The sequence below is a fragment of the Rhodocista pekingensis genome (genome assembly GCF_042665545.1).
Taxonomy (GTDB): domain Bacteria; phylum Pseudomonadota; class Alphaproteobacteria; order Azospirillales; family Azospirillaceae; genus Rhodocista; species Rhodocista pekingensis.
The window spans coordinates 884,185-902,094 of sequence record NZ_JBHTCM010000010.1 but is presented as its reverse complement, the minus strand read 5'-3'; the positions used below and the strand labels follow the sequence as shown (position 1 = coordinate 902,094).

Below are 17,910 nucleotides of genomic sequence, written 5' to 3'. Positions count from 1 at the left end.
CGCAGCATGAGCCGAATGGAGGCGATCTCGGCCATGGCGAGGTAGTTGGCTGCGAGCTTTCCGTAACGGGTGGTGATACGGCGGAAATGCTTGAGGCGGCCGACGAGGCGCTCAATGAGTTTCGGAGGCGACAGGCCCCCCGGTCCATCAGCGCGGCGGGACGCTGACTGCTCGGCTGCGGGATCACCGCGCCGATGCCGCGGCGGCGTAGGGAGAGCCGGATCGGCCGCGCCGAATAGGCAGGGTCGGCAACGATGCGGTCCGGTCTCGAGCGAGGCCCCTGTCCGGGGCCGCTCCGGCGGCAGCAACACCGGCGGCCGCTCGAACTGCTTGTTGCTCAGTTCAGGTCACGTCATCTCCCATCAACAGGCCAACCCAGAAACCGTCTCCCCTTTTTGGACAGGACCTAGGCGTCAATGATCTGCATGGCCTCCGGCAGGCAAAGGACGCGCCCATCAGGGTAATCTTCCATTTTTTCGTCGCTCATGAAGCGATGAACATGACTGCACAACTCATCCTTTTCGGCGGGGGTCAGTTTGAAGGATCCAAGCCCTGGAAGTGAGATATTTGGGGAGCGGAAAGCTATGTGCAGTGGGGAATTATTTTCCTGGCTAATTTTGATAAGTCTGCTCCCAATTTCCGCGCAACCAAAAACTATTGGCTTGTCTGGATTGCGCGCGTCAATATCAATTATCCAATCTTCTTTTTTAAATTTACCGTCAAATCCTTGGTAGCCCCAGGCGTTTTTAATGTTCAGTTTATCTTTTTTATTGGATTTCTTGTTCTGTGTATCCTCCTTAAAGGCTTTTAGGGTTTGTTGGGACTGGGTATCCAGTCCTTGGCGGTAAACCACTAGCTTGACCTTCTTCCAGCGCGGGTCGCTGGGAACTTCCCGATAAGCTGCCAGCAAGCTCCGGCGTGATACCGGCTGGAGGGGAGGGCGCAACTTGGTGCGCTCGTCCCATTGCGCTTGCGCAATCGCGAGGTCGTCTGGACTTATCTCTTTGGCTTCCTTCCACATGGCTTCGAGATGCGCCTTGATGTTGCGGAGAACGTCGCCATCGTCGGTGAGCAGGTTTCCTTCGAGCCATCCCTTGAGGCCAGAATCCTCTACGACCAACCCATTGGTCGAGGCATTGGAAGACCCCACAACGACAGCGCTGGGTGTCCAATAGATCTTCGCGTGAAGCTGCGGGTGCATCCTTACTTCTGCGCACATCATGAGCGCCCTTACCTCGTCTGGATTGCACGCGCCACTTTTCAGGTTGCAGATAATTTTCAGGTGCCCTTTCATCCCGGCCTTGATGCCAAGCGCTTTCTTCGCGCCCTTGCCCCAGAAAGCGACAGCAAAGCATGCCTCGTTATTGTTGGTGAGCAGCTCTTCGACAACGTCAGGAACCTGTTTCTCGGTCAAAAAGCGGATCATTATTTCTTCTCGCTCATGAAAGTGTTGAACTTGTTCAGGTCGAGCCCGTGGGATGCGCATCCCGCGCGCGAAGGCGTTTCAGTGCGGCCTGCGGAGGCCAGGGCTGCTTGATGGCGGCCTCGGGGAACAGGGCGGCAAGTATCCCATCTGACAAGTATCCCATCTGAGTCGAAGCCGTCGTCGTGGTGCCACGGGCAGTCGGCGGGCGCCCCGGCGAAATGTCGGAAGCGACGCAGCCCCGGGAGATGGTGCCGGGATGAAGGCCGGGTGTCCGCAGGACGCGCGAGCCCATTCCGAGCCGCCCGAGTTCCGCGCCGCGCTGGCAAGCCGCCGGGCGCGGACGAACTCGTCATCGGCATGGTGTCCAGCCAGCCGTCGTCGGTGTGTCTGCGTTCGCCGGTCGGGACGTGGACCATCTTCCGGATCAGGCGGACGGGATGATGTTGGGCCATGGTTTTACCTGGGTCCCCGGACGGGGGGCGTCAGACCCCGTCCATCTCCCGCAGCCGCTCCTCCATCCGGTCGATCAGCCGGGTCAGGGCGGCGCGGTCGTCGGGCGGCAGTGCGTCCAGGAGCTGCTGCTGCCAGGCCAGCGCCAGGGGCGCGATCCGCTCATAGAGCGCCCGGCCCGCCGCCGTGAAGCGGAGCTGCAACAGGCGCTGGTCGTCGGGGTGCACGGCACGGGACAGGAAGCCGCGGTCCACCAGCGCCGCCACGGCGCGGCTGACCTTCGCCTTGTCCATCTGGCTGCGCTCGACAAGGTCGTTGGAGCTGAGCGGCTGCTCACGCCCCAGGATCGCCAGCACCCGCCATTCCGGGACGCTGATCCCGAACTGTTCCTGGTAGCGGGTGGCGAGCGCCTTGCTGATCCGCTTCGCCAGGACGTTGATGCGGTAGGGGATGAAACTGTCGAGCTGAAGCATGGGACCGCCATTCTGCGTTGTCGGACGGTGGCGCGGCCCCGGCATCGTTGCAAGCGCAACATTGTCGCCCTAATATCGTTCCAGATGAAACGACCATCCGGCGGACGGCCGGGTGCGGCCCGCCCCGCCCCCTCGACCGCCCCCGGGCAGAAGACGCCAGCACGAAACGCCCAAACGAAACGCCCAAACGAAACGCCAGCAGGCACCACCCGCAGGAAACGCCATGCGCCGCTACATCCCGTTCCCCCGGACCGAAGGCACGGCGTCGCGTCAGGCGCACGCCGACCTGCCGCCGGGCACCTATGAGCGCGAGATCGGCAAGGAGGGGTTCTTCGGCCCCGCCACCCACATGTACCACCGCCACCCGCCCACCGGCTGGCTGGGCTGGGAGGGGCCGCTGCGCCCGCGCGCCTTCGACCTGGTGCGGGACCTGCCCGCCGCGGCCGGTCCCTGGCAGGCGCGGCCCGTGCTGTCGAACGCCCACACGGCCCTGCGCATCTGGCAGTGCGACACCGCCATGGACCATCTGGTCCGCAACGGCGACGGGGACGAACTGGTCTTCGTCCACCAGGGGGCGGGCGACCTGTTCTGCGACTACGGGCATCTGGCGGTGGAGGCGGGTGACTATGTCGTGCTGCCGCGGGGGACGATGTGGCGGCTGGTGCCGCACCGGCCGGTGACGGCGCTGCTGATCGAGGCGACGGGATCGACCTACCAGCTTCCCGACCGCGGCATGGTCGGGCCGCATGCCGTGTTCGACCCGGCCGTGCTGGACACCCCCGCCATCGACGATGCCTTCCTGGCCCAGCAGGACCATGCCGGTCCGGACGGCGTCTGGCGGGTGGCGGTGAAGCGGGGCGGCCGGCTGTCCACCGTCAGCTATCCCTTCAACCCGCTGGACGCGGTGGGCTGGAAGGGCGATCTGGCGCCGGTGCGGCTGAACGTGCGGGACATCCGGCCGCTGATGAGCCACCGCTACCACCTGCCGCCCAGCGCCCACACCACCTTCGTGGCCGACCGCTTCGTCGTCTGCACCTTCACCCCGCGGCCGTTCGAGACGGACGAGGGTGCGCTCAAGGTGCCGTTCTTCCACAACAACGACGATTATGACGAGGTGCTGTTCTACCATGCGGGCGACTTCTTCAGCCGCGACAACATCAAGGCCGGGATGCTGACCTTCCACCCCTGCGGCTTTACCCACGGGCCGCACCCGAAGGCGCTGGCCCGGGCGTTCCGGCAGAGCAAGGAAGCGACGGACGAATATGCCGTCATGCTGGACACCCGCGACGCGCTGGAGGTCGCCCCCGGCCTGGAAGCGGTGGAACTGGCCGCCTATGCCGAAAGCTGGCGCACGCCCTGAGGACCGGACCCCATGAAACTCGCATCGCTCAAGGCCGGCGGCCGCGACGGCACCCTGGTGGTGGTCAGCCGCGACCTTTCCCGCTGCGCCCCCGTGCCCGCCGTCGCCCGCACCATGCAGGAGGCCCTGGACCGCTGGGCCGAGGTGCGGCCGCGGCTGGAGGACATCGCCGCCGGGCTGGAGGAGGGCGGCCCCGTCGAGGGCGTCATGCCCTTCGATCCGGCGGCCTGCCACAGCCCGCTGCCGCGCGCCTTCCAGTGGGCGGACGGCTCGGCCTACGTCAACCATGTGGCGCTGGTGCGCAAGGCGCGCGGGGCGGACCTGCCGGACAGCTTCTGGACCGACCCGCTGATGTACCAGGGCGGCAGCGACAGCTTCCTCGGCCCGCGCGACCCGATCCTGGCGGCGGACGAGGGCTGGGGCATCGACCTGGAGGCGGAGGTGGCGGTCGTCACCACCGACGTGCCCATGGGGATCGACCCGGCGGCGGCGCTGGACCGGATCGCCCTGGTCATGCTGGTCAACGACGTCTCCCTGCGCGGCCTGATCCCGGGGGAACTGGCCAAGGGCTTCGGCTTCTTCCAGTCCAAGCCGTCCAGCGCCTTCAGCCCCCTCGCCGTGACGCCGGACGCGCTGGGCGCGGACTGGCGCGAGGGGAAGCTGCACCGGCCGCTGCTGTCCTGGATCAACGGCCAGCCCTTCGGCCGGCCGGACGCCGGCACGGACATGACCTTCGATTTCGGCCGGCTGGTCGCGCACGCGGCGAAGACCCGGCCGCTCTGCGCCGGCAGCATCATCGGGTCCGGCACCGTCTCCAACCGCGACCCCGATGGCGGCCCCGGCCGCCCGATCGCGGAGGGGGGCTGCGGCTATTCCTGCCTTGCCGAAATCCGCACGGTGGAGATGCTGCGGGAAGGCCGGTCGCGGACGCCCTTCCTGCGCTTCGGCGACCGCGTGCGGATCGAGATGCTGGACGCGGACGGCCGCAGCATCTTCGGCGCCATCGACCAGACGGTGGCGCCCTGTGACGGCGGGACAGCGGGCGGGCGATGAAGCTCTACACCTATTTCCGGTCCTCCGCCGCCTACCGGGTGCGGATCGCCCTGAACCTCAAGGGCATCGCCTGGGAGGCGGCCTGCATCCATCTGGTCAAGGACGGCGGCCAGCACCGCAGCCCGGACTATCTGGCGCTCAACCCGCAGGGGCTGCTGCCGGCGCTGGAGGACGGGGGCCAGCTCCTGACCCAGTCGCTCGCCATCCTGGAATATCTGGAGGAGACGCACCCCGAGCCGCCGCTGCTGCCGGCCGCGGCGCTGGACCGGGCCCGGGTGCGGGCGGTCGCGCTCGCCATCGCCTGCGACATCCACCCGATCAACAATCTGCGGGTCCTGACCTATCTCCGCCGCACCCTGGGCCAGCCGGACGACAAGGTGAACGCCTGGATCCGGCACTGGATCGAAAGCGCGCTGGCGGCGCTGGAGACGATGGTGGCGCCCATGGCCGGCCGCTGCTGCTTCGGCGACGCGCCGACCCTGGCGGATGTCTGCCTGGTGCCGCAGCTCTTCAACGCCCGCCGCTTCGACTGCGACCTGGACGCCTGCCCGACCCTGCTGCGCATCGACGCGCACTGCCGGGATCTGCCGGCCTTCCGGGATGCGGCGCCGGAGAACCAGCCGGACGCGGTGTAAGGCACGGGCGGGGTCCCGGCAGCCGCGCAGGGGCGGCACGCGGAGCCTTGGCGGCACGCGCAGCCTTGGCGGCACGCGGGGCCTTGGCGGCACGCGGGGCAGGGGCGTGCCGCCGGGGGTGGACCGAGGGGGGCGGGTTGCGGCACCATCCGGGCTGCTGCCGATCGCCGCAGCCTCCCCCCATTCCTCCGATCCCTTCTCCCGACCGTCTTCTCCAGACCGTCTGCCGCCCGAGCGCCCGCCCATGCCCTTCGACCTGACCCCGCTCGACCTCCTGGCGCTCGGCTGCTTCGCCGGCACCTGGGCCCTGCACGGGCTGCTGGTGGACCGCCACCTGTCCGGCCTGAAGAGCCTGAACCGGCGCATGCATCAGGTCCGCCGGGCCTGGATGCGGAACATGCTGCTGCGCGAGAACCGGATGATGGACAGCATGCTGCTGGGCCATCTGATCGGCTCGGCCAGCTTCTTCGCCTCCACCTCCGTGCTGCTGCTGGCCGGGCTGCTGGGCGTGCTGGCCGCGGCGGACGACGCGCACCGGGTGGTGACGGAGCTGGGCTTCACCGTGGCGACCAGCCGGCACCTGTTCGAGCTGAAGGTGCTGTTGCAGATCGCCGTCTTCATCCTGGCCTTCTTCAACTTCACCTGGTCGCTGCGGCAGTTCAACTACACGGTGGCGCTGCTGGGCGCGTCCCCGGTCGGCATCGGGCGGGCCGCGGCGGATGCGGACATGGTGGGCACGGTGCGGGTGGACGCGGCCACGGCGGAGCAACTGGCGGACGAGGCGGCGACCGTGCTGTCGCTGTCGGTGCGCAGCTTCAACGGCGGGCTGCGCTGCTACTACTACGCGCTCGCCTCGCTCGGCTGGCTGGCCGGGCCGGTGCCCTTCATGGCCTTCACCCTGGGCGTCTTCGCGCTGCTGCTCTGGCGCCAGTTCGTCTCCGGCACCGCCCGCACGGTGGCGGTCTTCTCCGGCATCGTGGCGCCGCGCGGCGGCGGGCCGACCCTGCCGGCGTGACGGCAGGGATCCTGCGTCCGCGGCGGTGCCCTACCCCCGGTAGGGGTGCCGGCCGCCGCGGGGATCGGTGACGGTCCAGCCGCCCGTCCCGTCCGGTTCGGCGTGGGTCGGCGTCAGCGGCACCTTGCCGTGGCCGCCGGGGATGTCCAGCACGTAGGTCGGCTGGCACAGGCCGGAGACGTCGCCGCGCAGGGCCCGCATCAGGGCCTGCCCCTCGGCGACGGTGGTGCGGAAATGCGCCGTGCCCTTGGCCAGATCGCCCTGGTGCAGGTAGTGCGGCTTGACCCGGGCCGCGACCAGGGCGCGGAAGGTGCGGGCCAGCGTCTCCACATCGTCGTTGACGCCCTTCAGCAGCACCGACTGGGACAGCATCGGGATGCCGGCATCGACCAGCCGGGCGATGGCGGCGCGGGCTTCCTCCGTCAGCTCCTTCCAGTGGTTGGCGTGCAGCATCACCCAGGTGGTGACGCGCCGGCCGCGCAGGGCGGCCACCAGCTCCGCCGTCACCCGCTCGGGATCGACGACGGGCACACGGCTGTGCAGACGCACGATGCCGACATGGGGGATGGCGTCCAGCCGCGCCACGATCTCCGCCAGCCGGCGGGGCGACAGGATCAGCGGGTCGCCGCCCGTCAGGATCACCTCCCAGATCTCCGGCCGGGCGGCGATGTAGTCCAGGGCGGCGTCCAGCTCGGCCCCGTCCAGAGTCTCGGCACCGGGGCCGACCATCTCCCGCCGGAAGCAGAAGCGGCAGTAGACGGGGCAGGTGTGGACCGGCTTCAGCAGCACGCGGTCGCGGTAGCGGTGGACGATCCCCTTCACCGGGGAGAAGGGGGCGTCCCCGATCGGGTCGGCCAGTTCCTCCGGGCGGGTCTCCAGCTCCGCCGGGTCGGGCAGGAACTGGCGGGCCACCGGGTCGGCGGGGTCGGCCGGGTCCACCAGCTCGGCCACGGCCGGGGTGACGGCCACGGCGAAGCGGCGGGCCACCTCCTCCAGTGCGGGCAGGCGGCCGTCGTCCGGCACGAGGCCGGCATCGGCCAGGGCGCCGGGGCTGCGGAGGGTGCGGGCGGGTCTGATCCGGTCACGCGGCATGATGCCGCCGATAGGCCCCCGCCGCCCCGCCGCTGTCAAGCCGGGAGGGGCGGGCGGGCAGGGGGTATGCAGGCAGCGGGCATGCCGGCAGGGGCCATGCCGGCAGGGGCCATGCCGGCGGGGCCGGTCGGGCGGGAAGCGTCAGCCGCCGGCCGACGGGGCGACGGCGAAGGTCGCCTCGGTCTTGCTGCGGATTTCCTCCAGCGTGCAGCCGGGCGCCGTCTCCACCAGGGTCATGCCGCCGTCGCCCTTCTTGTCGATGGTGAAGACGCCCAGGTCGGTGATGACCATGTCCACCACCCGCGCCCCCGTCAGCGGCAGGGTGCAGCGGTGCAGCAGCTTGGGCTCGTCCTTGCCGGTGGCCTTGTCGCGGGCGCTGTGCTCCATCACCACGACGACCTTCTTGACCCCGGCCACCAGGTCCATGGCGCCGCCCATGCCCTTGACCATCTTGCCAGGGATCATCCAGTTGGCGAGGTCGCCGTTCTCCGCCACCTGCATGGCGCCCAGCACTGACAGGTCGATATGGCCGCCGCGGATCATGGCGAAGCTGTCGGCCGAGCTGAAATAGCTGGAATAGGGCAGTTCGGTGATCGTCTGCTTGCCGGCGTTGATCAGGTCGGGGTCCTCCTCCCCCTCGAAGGGGAAGGGGCCCATGCCCAGCATGCCGTTCTCGCTCTGCAAGGTCACCTTCATGCCCTCGGGGATGAAGTTGACCACCAGGGTCGGGATGCCGATGCCCAGGTTGACGTAGAAGCCGTCGCGCAGCTCGCGGGCGGCGCGGGCGGCCATCTCCTCACGGGTCCAAGCCATTCGGTCCTCCCTCAGGCGCGCTTGCGGACGGTGCGCTGTTCGATGCGCTTCTCGTAGGCGGCCCCCTGGACGATGCGCTGCACGTAGATGCCGGGGGTGTGGATATGGTCGGGGTCGATCTCCCCGGGCTGCACCAGCCTCTCCACCTCGGCCACGGTGACCTTGCCGGCGGTGGCCATCATCGGATTGAAGTTCCGCGCCGTCTTCCGGTAGACGAGGTTGCCCTCGGTATCCCCGATCCAGGCCTTGACGATGGCAAGGTCGGCGACCAGCCCGCGCTCCATGACGTAGCGCTCGCCGTCGAACTCCCGGATCTCCTTGCCCTCGGCCACGATCGTGCCGACGCCGGTCTTCGTGTAGAAGGCCGGGATGCCCGCCCCGCCGGCGCGGATGCGCTCGGCCAGGGTGCCCTGGGGATTGAACTCCAGCTCCAGCTCGCCGGACAGGTACTGCTGGGCGAACAGCTTGTTCTCCCCGACATAGCTGCTGACCATCTTGCGGATCTGCCGGGTCTCCAGCAGCACGCCCAGGCCGAAGCCGTCCACGCCCGCATTGTTGGAGATGACGGTCAGCCCCGTCACGCCGGACTGGCGGATCGCGTCGATCAGCGTCTCCGGGATGCCGCAGAGGCCGAAGCCGCCGGCCATGATGGTCATGTCGTCGCGCAGCAGGCCGGCCAGGGCGGCGACGGCGTCGGGATGGACCTTCTTGATCATGGCAGTCCTTCGGCCTCCGTTCCCGGGGTGTCAGGTGTCGCATCTGCTCTTAGAGCGGGGCCGGAAGACTGTCAACCGACGGGGGCGAAAATCGAATCGGTTTTCAGGTCGGTCCGCCAGCCGGTCAGACCTGACCGGCCGGGCCGGAACCCCATGTCCGCATCCCGGCCATGATGCACCGGCCATGGACCCGGCGCGCGCGATGCGTTAGGTCATCCTCCGATTTCCCGCGACCCGATTCCGACCGCGCCAGGACCTTCCGTCCCGTGCGCCCGGCCCGTGCGACCATGACCGATCTGATCCTCGCCACCGCTGTCGCCTTCCTCGTCACCATCGACCCGATCGGCCTGGGTCCCGTCTTCGCCGGACTGACCGCGGGCATGGAGCATTCCGTGCGCCGGCGGATGGCGGTGAAGGGCGTGCTGATCGGTGCCGGCCTGCTGTTCGTCTTCGCCCTGGTGGGGGAGGGGCTGCTGAAGGCGCTGGGCATCGGCGTCGGCGCCTTCCGCATCGCCGGCGGCATCCTGCTGCTGCTGCTGGCCATCGAGATGGTGTTCGCGCGGGAGAGCGGCATCCGCGCCACCCCCGACGAACGGGCGGAGGCGCAGGACAAGGTGATGCACGATGCCGACATCTCCGTCTTCCCGCTGGGCATCCCGCTGATCGCCGGACCCGGCGCCATGACCTCGGTCGTGCTGCTGATGGGCCGCGCCTCGGGCGACCTCGCCTCGCAGGCGGTGGTGCTGGGCGTGCTGGCGGCGGTGCTGGCGCTGACTCTGGTCGTGCTGCTGTTCGCGGCCGAGGTCAGCCGCTTCATGGGCGTGACCGGCATCAACGTGGTCAACCGCGTGCTCGGCATCCTGCTGGCGGCGCTGGCCTGCCAGTTCGTCATCGACGGGCTGATCGAAAGCGGCGTGCTGCACCGCTGAGGTCCGTCCGCCGTCGGCGGCGGATCTTCTCCTCACATCCTCGGGCCCATCGGGCCGGCGCGGGCGGAACAACCGCCGCGCCCGGGCATTCAGTACCCGGGAACCCGACAGGCTCCGGCACGCCGGCCCCGTCCGCCACGCCTCCGGCGGAGCGGCGCGCGGTCTGACCGGGCGAGGAGAAGACGCCGTGACAGCCATCGTCGACCGACGGCCGGTGCGGGCGATCCAGCCCCTGCATGCGGCCCTGCTCGCCGCCACCGTGCCCCTGTTCCTGGGCGGCCTGCTCAGCGACATCGCCTATGCCAGCACCTTCCAGATTCAGTGGAGCAACTTCGCCTCCTGGCTGATCGCCGGAGCCATGGTCTTCACGGGGCTGGCGCTCCTCTGGGCGCTGGTCGATCTGGTCCGGGCGGGCCGGCACCGCCAGCGGGCGCTGGTCTATTTCCTGCTGCTTCTCGCCACCTTCGCGCTCGGCTTCGCCAACGCGCTCATCCATGCGCGGGATGCCTGGGGGACCATGCCGGAAGGGCTGGTGCTCTCGGCGATCGTCACCCTGCTCGCCGTGCTGGCGACCGGGACCGGCTTCTCCAGCCTGCGCGCGGCCGGCCTGCATTCGGCCGGCCTGCATACGGGAGGACTGGAATGACCCGCTTCGCCCTGCCGACCGCCGTCGCCCTCCTCGCCCTGCTGACCGCCTGTGACGGCGATCCGCCGCCCCCGGCCTATGGCACCGATCCGCAGTTGCCAGAGCCGCAGCGCGGCCTGCTGCCAAGCATGAACATCGCCGAACCCGCCGCCTGGGGCAGCCAGCGGCCGACCGTGCCGGACGGCTACACCATCACCCCGATCGCCACCGGGCTGGGCATCCCGCGCCAGACCCTGGTGCTCCCCAATGGCGACATCCTGGTCGCGGAAGGGCGGGGCGGCAACGCACCGGCCCTGCGGCCCAAGGACATCATCGCCGGCGTCATCAAGGCGAAGGGAACGACCTCCGTCGACAGCGGCAACCGCCTGACCCTGCTGCGGGACGGCGACGGCGACGGCGAGTACGAGATGCAGACCGTCTTCGCCGACGGCCTGAACGCCCCCTACGGGCTGGCCCTGGTGGAGGACCGGCTCTATGTCGCCAACCAGGACGCCCTGGTGCGCTTCCCCTACCGCGAGGGGCAGACGCGGGCGGAGGGGCCGCCGGAGACGGTCACCGCCCTGCCGTCGGAGATCAACCACCACTGGACCAAGGCGCTGGCCGCCGGACCGGACGGCCGCTTCCTCTATGTCGGCATCGGCTCCAACAGCAACATCACCGAGCGCGGGATGGTGGCCGAGGTGGACCGCGCCATGATCTGGGAGGTGGATGCGGAGACGGGGGCGCACCGGCCCTATGCCACCGGCCTGCGCAACCCCACCGCCCTCTCCATCCAGCCGGACACCGGCGCCCTGTGGGCGGTGGTGAACGAGCGCGACGAGCTTGGCCCGAACCTCGTCCCCGACTACCTCACCTCGGTCCGCGAGGGCGGCTTCTATGGCTGGCCCTACAGCTACTGGGGCCAGACGGTGGACACGCGGGTGCGGCCGCAGGACCCGGAGAAGGTCGCCGCGGCGATCCGGCCGGACTATTCGCTCGGCTCGCATGTGGCGCCGCTGGGGCTGGCCTTCTCCACGCCCGCCCTGGGTGCCCCGTTCGCCGAAGGCGCGTTCGTGGGCGAGCACGGCAGTTGGAACCGTGACGAGCCCTCCGGCTACAAGGTGGTGTTCGTGCCGTTCCGGGACGGGCGGCCCGCCGGCCCGCCGGTCGATGCCGTGACGGGATTCCGCAGCGAGGACGGCATGACGCGCGGCCGGCCGGTCGGCGTCACCGTCGATCCGCGCGGGGCGCTGATCGTGGCCGACGATCTGTCGAACACCATCTGGCGCATGGCGCCGGCGGGCAGCTCGCCCGTCGCCGCGGGGCCGGCCGGCCAGGCGTCCGTCGGGGAGACGTCTGCCGGGGAAACGTCTGCCGGGGAAACGCCCGCTGGCGGGAGCGCCACCCCGTACTGACGGGGCCTGCCTGACAGGACCTGCAAGAAGGAGGCGAGGGGAGCGGCCGGCCGCCGCTCCCGTCCCTATCGCCCCCGCGGGTCGCGGCGGAGGCCGGCGCGCTCCAGGGCGGCGAGATAGGCGGACCACAGCGCGTCCTGCCGGGTGCCCAGCTCGTGCAGATAGCTCCAGGTGAACAGGCCGGTATCGTGCCCGTCGTCGAAGACGATTCGGACGGCATAATTGCCGACCGGCTCCAGCGACGCGATGCCGACCCCGGCCTTGCCGGCCACCAGCGTCTTCTGGCCGGGGCCGTGCCCCTGCACCTCGGCCGAGGGGCTCTCCACCCGCAGCAGCTCCGCCGGCAGGGCGAAGCGGCTGCCGTCGTCGAAGGCGACCAGCAGGGTCCGCTCCGCCGCCTTCAGGCGGATCTCCGTCGGCCAGGGGCGGCTGCCGCCCTCCGCCATGGCGGGGCTCAGCCGGCGCGGGCCGGGGCGCCGTCCAGCGGGCGTGCCTCGTCCACCAGCATGATCGGGATGCCGTCGCGGATCGGATAGGCCAGCTTGGCCTGGTCGCTGACCAGTTCCTGGCGGTCGGCGTCGTAGCGCAGCGGACCCTTGGTCAGCGGGCAGACCAGGATCTCCAGCAGCTTGGGGTCAACCTTGGCGGCGTCGGCCATGGCGGGAACTCCTTGTCGATGCTGAGGGACGGTGCGGAAGAACGGTACGGCGACGGCCAGGCGGCCGGCCTCAGTGCCGGGCCGCCTCGCCGTCGCGCCTGTCGTGCACCGCCATCTCGATCAATGCAAGCAGCATGTCGGCGCGCTGGGGCAGGTCCGCCACCTCCAGCAGGGCCTGCTTCTCCCGCGGTCCGAACGGGCAGATCATGGACAGGGTGGTGACCAGCCGCTCGTCGGGCGTGCTCTCGATGGCGTCCCAGTTGGCCTGCATGCCGTTCTGCTGGAAGAAGGTCCGCAGCGCCGAGGTCAGCCGCGGCCGGTCGATGCACTGGCAGGCATCCTCCGTCAGGTCCAGCGCGAAGGGCGTCCAGTCCGGCACCACGCGGCGGTAGCCGCGGGTGGTCGGCACCTCCTCCTTCACCAGGAACCGGCAGACGCCGGTCAGGCTGAGCAGGAAGCGGCCGTCGTCGGTCTCCGAGAAGGAGGTGATGCGGCCGGCGCAGCCCACATCCAGCAGGCCGGGGTTGCGGCAGCGGTCCGCCGGGTCGGCCGGCTGGATCATCCCGATCATCCGGTCGGCGGCCAGCGCGTCCTGCGTCATGGCAAGATAGCGCGGCTCGAAGATGTTCAGGGGCAGCTTGCCGCGGGGGAGCAGAAGCACCCCCGTCAAGGGGAAGACGGGGATGCTCTGCGGCAGCGACTCGAAGGTCGGATCGAAGGGGTTCAGGGTCATGAAAATAAGATAGAGGACAATTTCCGCCGGGCCATGACCGTCAGCTTGTCCGTGGGGCCGAAAGCCTCAAAAAATTTGAGGAGCTGCTTCCGGGCGGCCTGATCGTTCCATTCGCGGTCGCGCTTCACGATCTCCAGCAGCGCCTCCACCGCCGCCTCGGACTTGCCCGCGGCATGGAGCGCCAGGGCCAGATCGTAGCGGGTCTGGTGGTCGTCGGGGTCGCGCGCCAGACGGTTCATCAGCTCGGGGATCGGGCCGGCCTGCCGGGCCTGCTCGGCCAGGTCGAGCTGGCTCTTCAGCCCGGCCAGTTCCGGCGACCTGGCGATGGCGGCGGGGGCGCCCTCGATCAGCTTGCGCGCATCGTCGGTCTGCCCCACCGCCAGCAGGCAGCGGACCAGCCCGGCATAGGCGACGGCGTTCTCCGGCTCGGCCTGGAGCACCTCGTTGTAGACGGCGGCGGCCCCCTCCGCGTCGCCCTGGTCCAGGATCTGCTTCGCCTCCTCCAGGACGGTGGCGATGTCGTCGGCCGCCGGGGCGGCGGCGCCGGTCGCCTGCACCAGCCGGTCCACGAACTGCTTGAGCTGCGATTCGGGCAGGGCGCCGACGAATCCGTCCACCGGCCGGCCCTGGTAGAAGGCGTAGACGGCGGGAATCGACTGGATGCGGAGCTGGCCCGCCACCATCGGGTTCTTGTCGGTGTCGATCTTGACCAGCCGGACGGCGCCCTTGGCCGCCGTCACCACCTTCTCCAGCGCGGGCCCGAGCTGCTTGCAGGGGCCGCACCACGTCGCCCAGAAATCGACCAGGACCGGCACCGTGCGCGACGCCTCGATGACGTCGGCCATGAAGGTGGCGTCGCTGCCGTCCTTGATGATGTCGCCGGGGACGGTCGGCTTCGGCGCGGGGGTGGCGGGGAAGCTGGGCTGCATGGTCCTCGTCCTTGGTTGCGTGGCCTGTCGTTTCGGCCTGGTTGGTCGGCCCGGTCGGCTGGCCCGTCTGGTTGGTCCGGTCGGGGGGACGCTCGGGTGGACGGTTCGGTCTTGGGCTCGGGCGCCCGCCCCCGTGGGAGGCGCGCGCTGTCGCCGGGCCCGGCGTCAACCGCCGGTCCGCGCGCTTATATAGTCCGCTCCGCCCCCCCTCGCCAACGGCCCCGATTTTTTCTGCAACAAACCGCTTGCATGCCGTCGGCGGATGAGTATAGTCCGCGCTCACCGACGGGGCGCACCCCCGACGGCCGGACGCGAAGCGGCGGTAACGGCAACGGAACCAAGGCGATGCGGACGGTCGGGCGGGACCCGGGCCGGAAGGCACGGGCGCAGCGTCGGGATCGAGACGGAACGCGGGCGTAGCTCAGGGGTAGAGCACAACCTTGCCAAGGTTGGGGTCGAGGGTTCGAATCCCTTCGCCCGCTCCAGTCTCAGACAAGCAAAAAGGGCCCGCGCCAACGCCGGGCCCTTTTGCTTTTGCGGATGAGCCCGGGGACGCAGCAAGCCGCCTGCGCCGGGGTGCCCCCGGGCACGCCACGGCCCGCTGGGATGCGAGCGCCGGGCCGAGGGGGGGCCGGAAAACTGCCGGTCCTCGCCAGTTCCCCGCCGCACCAGTCTCCGCGCCATCGACATCCGATGGGGCCGGTCAGGTGCACTCGGCGGGTCCGACTCGGGACCGTAGGGCGGCAGCGGCAGCAGCGTGATGGTTTCCGGCACGGCCAGCGCCTGCGCTCCGTGCCACCCGCCTGGGCGAGCACGAGCAGCGCGCGGCGGGATGCATGGACCAGCCGGATACGATGCGGGTGAAGCTATCGCGGGCGTCAGGGTTTCATCGGGCGGGAATCATGGGGGGCTCAGCGCCCGCCGGTCAGCGGACAGGCGCTGCCATCGTGCAGGATCGCCCAGGCCTGGACGGTTTCGGGCCCGCCATCCGCGTCCTTGGGCAGATACCCGATGAAGCCTGGATATCCGGCATCGCTCACCCGACGGGCCAGCCGGCCGAGCCGGATTTCCGCCGAGATCTCATCCCTGCGGATGCCGACCGTCCCCAGACCCGTGATGCGCCCGTCTGCGTCGGTGAAGACCATCAGCCGCGGGGTCTCGTAACCGGTGTCCCGGCGCTCCAACGCCCAGCCCATGACGCGGCGGAACGGCTGGGGAGCGCCGGGCAGGTCGGTGACGGACTCCACCGATCCGACGCATCGGGCAGGGTCCGCAGCTTCCGGCAGCGGGCCGCCGATGCGGTCGACAGCCGGCACCTGCCAAGGCCGTATCCCCTGCTCCGCCATCCGCTTCCGGATGTCCGCCAGCATCTGGTGGACGGGGAAGATCTGGTCGGACACCGGATCGGTATCGACGCCCAGGGCAAAGGCCATCGCCCCGTTCTCGACCTTGAAGACCAGGGCCTTGGCCTGGGGAAAGGCCGCGTAGCTGCCCGCGGCACCGATGGCCGCCAGGGCAAGGGCCGCCACCGTCGCTGCCGTGGGGCGCGCACGCACCGTCAGTCCGACGGCGGCGATCAGGAACAACGCGCCGCAGATCTGATACCGCGACGTCTCTCCCGGCGTCACATGCAGGCGCCCGAGGCCCGTCACCAGACCGATCAGGAGCATGTGCGCCATGACCAGCAGCAGGAAGGAGTCGGTCGCCGGCAACGCAGTCCCGCGCCCGGCCGTCTCCGGCCGCCTGCGGCCCAGACGGCCGCGGATCGGCGGCAGCCCCGCCACCCCGGCCGCCGTCAGCAGGACCACGGCCGTCACGGCGATCAGGTTCGCCCGCTCCATCGGAAGGAAGGCGGACAGGGCCATGGTCAGCGGACCGGACACGAGGTCGAGCGCATACGCCAGCAGCCCCAGCGGATCGAGCAGCGTCCGGAAGGGGGAATCATGCCCCTCGATCCAGGTCCAGGTGGCGGCATAGAGCGCGACGGTGAGCAGGAAGGCCGGCACCGTCACCGCCAGATCGGTCCGGTGCCGGCGGCTGAGAAGCTGGAAGGCCAGAACCGGCGCCCAGGCCACCACTCCATAGAGGAAGCTGAAGCTGCCCACGAACAGCAGGCCGGCAGTGCCACCGGCACGGGCGCTGACGATGCCGCGGCGGGCGCCGGGATCGTCCCGCGTGGCCAGCCGCATGGCCGCCGCCGATGCCAGCAGCGACAGGTAGACGTGGGTCTGCTTGCTCCAGAACAGGTTCTCGAAGTGGACCAGCCCGAACAGGAGCGCCAGCATGCCGAGCAGCAGCAGGCCCGACGCCCGGGCGCGGTCGCCGAGCCGCTCCGCCGCCGCACGCCAGAAGATCAGCGCCGTGACGAAGGCGCACAGCCAGGAGGCGGCCACCAGCGGCCGCCCCGTCGCCCCCAGCAGATAGGTGTCGACATAGAACAGCGCCATCGGGAAGACGGGCCGATGCTCGTTGTCGACGAAGGTGAAGAAGAGGGCGGGATTGAAGACGCCGTCGATGCGGTCCAGGAACCGCAGGACGTTGACCATGTCCCAGAACGGGACGGGGAACCACCAGTCCCAGGTCAGCCATCCCCACAGGGCGACGAGAACCGCCCCGACCGCCACAGGCAGGAGATCCCGGACGCGCGCCCCGGTCATCGTGCGTCCCGCGACGAAAGCAGGCCCGCCAGTTCGACGGGGGTGACGTTGTTGGTGCGTCGTGCGCTGATGACCGTCATCAGCGCCATGAAGACCAGGATGCCGGCCTGTGCGCAGCCGACCAGAACGAAGCCAACCACCAGGGTCAGCCACCCCGGCGTGGCGAGCCCGGAAAGCTTGGAGCCGAGGGCGACGACCAGGGCCAGGGCGCCCAGGCCCAGGATGCCGGCAAACAGGATCGTGAGCCGCACCAGCACATCCTCGGAAAAGACGATGACGGACTTCAGCCCGTGCAGGATCAGCGCGACATAGTTCATCTTGGATGCGCCGGCATATCGGACGCCCCGGTCGCTTTTCACCCGGACAAGCCGGAGCCGGGAGGCCAGGACGGCGCCCGCCACATGCGTCGTGGTCTCTTCCATCAGCGACAGACGCTCGGCCGCGGCCCGGGTCATCACGATGAAGTTGCCGAAATCGATGCGTTTTCCCGTCAGCGCCGCGAACACCGGCTTGTAGACGGTGTAGAAGGTCAGGAACAGCCAGGTCTCATGGCGTTTCTGCCGCTGGGCCACGGCGATATCCGCCCCGCTCCCGGTCAGGGCGTCGAGCAGCCGCGGGAGATCGGCGGGGCGGTCTTCCCCGTCGCCGTCCATGAAGGCGACGAGCGCCACGCCCTCGTCGCGCAACGCCTCGGCCAGGCCGATGGCGAGCGCCTTCTGATGTCCGACGTTGCGCCTCAGGCGCACCACGCGGCCCGCCAGCCCGACGCGGGCCAGATCCTCCGGCCGGGGGGCATCCTCCACCGATCCGTCATCGACGAGCAGGACCGTCAGCCGTGATGCCGGCGCCTCCGTGGCAAGTTCCTCCAGAAGCCGCCGCGCGGCTGTCCCGTCGTTGTAGACGGGCACCACAAGGGCGATTCGGCCCTGTG

General features: G+C 69.8%; 18 protein-coding genes and 1 tRNA gene. 8 read left to right on the top strand and 11 right to left on the bottom strand.

Annotated features, from left to right (window positions below; translation table 11 throughout):
• Positions 1 to 406: 406 nt before the first annotated feature.
• Both ACFQPS_RS12475 and ACFQPS_RS12470 read right to left on the bottom strand, forming a co-directional pair.
• A complete protein-coding gene (locus ACFQPS_RS12475; protein WP_377359419.1) occupies positions 407 to 1,426 on the bottom strand; it encodes a hypothetical protein in 1,020 nt (339 codons plus the stop codon).
• A gap of 482 nt (positions 1,427 to 1,908) precedes the next feature.
• Positions 1,909 to 2,349 (bottom strand): MarR family winged helix-turn-helix transcriptional regulator, encoded by a 441-nt coding sequence (locus tag ACFQPS_RS12470; RefSeq protein WP_148213442.1) that lies wholly within the window; start codon positions 2,347 to 2,349, stop codon positions 1,909 to 1,911.
• 223 nt (positions 2,350 to 2,572) lie between these two features.
• Between ACFQPS_RS12470 and ACFQPS_RS12465 the strand changes: the two genes are divergently transcribed.
• The 4 genes from ACFQPS_RS12465 (at position 2,573) to ACFQPS_RS12450 (ending at position 6,412) form a co-directional block, all read left to right on the top strand.
• Entirely contained in the window at positions 2,573 to 3,709 is a 1,137-nt protein-coding gene (locus tag ACFQPS_RS12465; RefSeq protein WP_377359416.1) for a homogentisate 1,2-dioxygenase, read from the top strand.
• A gap of 12 nt (positions 3,710 to 3,721) precedes the next feature.
• Entirely contained in the window at positions 3,722 to 4,762 is a 1,041-nt protein-coding gene (locus tag ACFQPS_RS12460) for a fumarylacetoacetate hydrolase family protein (RefSeq protein WP_377359414.1), read from the top strand.
• A complete protein-coding gene (maiA, locus tag ACFQPS_RS12455) occupies positions 4,759 to 5,397 on the top strand; it encodes a maleylacetoacetate isomerase (RefSeq protein WP_377359412.1) in 639 nt (212 codons plus the stop codon). The genes ACFQPS_RS12460 and maiA overlap by 4 nt, the downstream gene beginning before the upstream one ends.
• A 244-nt stretch (positions 5,398 to 5,641) precedes the next feature.
• Positions 5,642 to 6,412, top strand: a complete 771-nt coding sequence (locus ACFQPS_RS12450) for a DUF599 domain-containing protein (RefSeq protein WP_377359410.1) — start codon at positions 5,642 to 5,644, stop codon at positions 6,410 to 6,412.
• Between the two features lie 30 nt (positions 6,413 to 6,442).
• On the opposite strand, the gene ACFQPS_RS12445 is transcribed toward ACFQPS_RS12450, so the two are convergent.
• From ACFQPS_RS12445 to ACFQPS_RS12435, 3 genes are all read right to left on the bottom strand, one after another.
• Positions 6,443 to 7,504 (bottom strand): lysine-2,3-aminomutase-like protein, encoded by a 1,062-nt coding sequence (locus ACFQPS_RS12445; RefSeq protein ID WP_377359409.1) that lies wholly within the window; start codon positions 7,502 to 7,504, stop codon positions 6,443 to 6,445.
• Between the two features lie 141 nt (positions 7,505 to 7,645).
• Entirely contained in the window at positions 7,646 to 8,317 is a 672-nt protein-coding gene (locus tag ACFQPS_RS12440; RefSeq protein ID WP_377359407.1) for a CoA transferase subunit B, read from the bottom strand.
• Between the two features lie 11 nt (positions 8,318 to 8,328).
• Positions 8,329 to 9,033: a CoA transferase subunit A gene (locus ACFQPS_RS12435; RefSeq protein WP_377359405.1), complete on the bottom strand. Its 705-nt coding sequence runs from the start codon at positions 9,031 to 9,033 to the stop codon at positions 8,329 to 8,331.
• A gap of 287 nt (positions 9,034 to 9,320) precedes the next feature.
• Between ACFQPS_RS12435 and ACFQPS_RS12430 the strand changes: the two genes are divergently transcribed.
• The 3 genes from ACFQPS_RS12430 to ACFQPS_RS12420 all read left to right on the top strand — a co-directional run bounded on the left by ACFQPS_RS12430 (position 9,321) and on the right by ACFQPS_RS12420 (position 12,002).
• Entirely contained in the window at positions 9,321 to 9,962 is a 642-nt protein-coding gene (locus ACFQPS_RS12430) for a MarC family protein (protein WP_012567666.1), read from the top strand.
• A 187-nt stretch (positions 9,963 to 10,149) separates the two neighbouring features.
• Positions 10,150 to 10,608, top strand: a complete 459-nt coding sequence (locus tag ACFQPS_RS12425) for a DUF2231 domain-containing protein (RefSeq protein ID WP_377359403.1) — start codon at positions 10,150 to 10,152, stop codon at positions 10,606 to 10,608.
• Positions 10,605 to 12,002 (top strand): PQQ-dependent sugar dehydrogenase, encoded by a 1,398-nt coding sequence (locus ACFQPS_RS12420; RefSeq protein ID WP_377359400.1) that lies wholly within the window; start codon positions 10,605 to 10,607, stop codon positions 12,000 to 12,002. Before ACFQPS_RS12425 ends, ACFQPS_RS12420 begins: the two co-directional genes overlap by 4 nt.
• A 65-nt stretch (positions 12,003 to 12,067) precedes the next feature.
• On the opposite strand, the gene ACFQPS_RS12415 is transcribed toward ACFQPS_RS12420, so the two are convergent.
• The 4 genes from ACFQPS_RS12415 to ACFQPS_RS12400 all read right to left on the bottom strand — a co-directional run bounded on the left by ACFQPS_RS12415 (position 12,068) and on the right by ACFQPS_RS12400 (position 14,322).
• Entirely contained in the window at positions 12,068 to 12,448 is a 381-nt protein-coding gene (locus ACFQPS_RS12415) for a gamma-butyrobetaine hydroxylase family protein (RefSeq protein ID WP_377359398.1), read from the bottom strand.
• An 8-nt stretch (positions 12,449 to 12,456) separates the two neighbouring features.
• Positions 12,457 to 12,660 (bottom strand): Trm112 family protein, encoded by a 204-nt coding sequence (locus tag ACFQPS_RS12410; protein ID WP_012567663.1) that lies wholly within the window; start codon positions 12,658 to 12,660, stop codon positions 12,457 to 12,459.
• A 70-nt stretch (positions 12,661 to 12,730) separates the two neighbouring features.
• Entirely contained in the window at positions 12,731 to 13,393 is a 663-nt protein-coding gene (locus ACFQPS_RS12405) for an LON peptidase substrate-binding domain-containing protein (protein ID WP_377359395.1), read from the bottom strand.
• Positions 13,390 to 14,322: a tetratricopeptide repeat protein gene (locus ACFQPS_RS12400; RefSeq protein ID WP_377359392.1), complete on the bottom strand. Its 933-nt coding sequence runs from the start codon at positions 14,320 to 14,322 to the stop codon at positions 13,390 to 13,392. Before ACFQPS_RS12400 ends, ACFQPS_RS12405 begins: the two co-directional genes overlap by 4 nt.
• 410 nt (positions 14,323 to 14,732) lie before the next feature.
• Between ACFQPS_RS12400 and ACFQPS_RS12395 the strand changes: the two genes are divergently transcribed.
• Positions 14,733 to 14,807: transfer RNA gene (locus ACFQPS_RS12395), tRNA-Gly, on the top strand.
• Between the two features lie 426 nt (positions 14,808 to 15,233).
• On the opposite strand, the gene ACFQPS_RS12390 is transcribed toward ACFQPS_RS12395, so the two are convergent.
• Together ACFQPS_RS12390 and ACFQPS_RS12385 are read right to left on the bottom strand one after the other, a co-directional pair.
• On the bottom strand, positions 15,234 to 16,979 hold the full coding sequence (locus tag ACFQPS_RS12390; RefSeq protein WP_377359390.1) for a hypothetical protein: 1,746 nt from the start codon (positions 16,977 to 16,979) through the stop codon (positions 15,234 to 15,236).
• The gene (locus tag ACFQPS_RS12385) at positions 16,976 to 17,887 is read right to left on the bottom strand and encodes a glycosyltransferase (RefSeq protein WP_377359389.1); all 912 of its coding nucleotides are present in this window, start codon (positions 17,885 to 17,887) and stop codon (positions 16,976 to 16,978) included. Before ACFQPS_RS12385 ends, ACFQPS_RS12390 begins: the two co-directional genes overlap by 4 nt.
• Positions 17,888 to 17,910 lie beyond the last annotated feature (23 nt).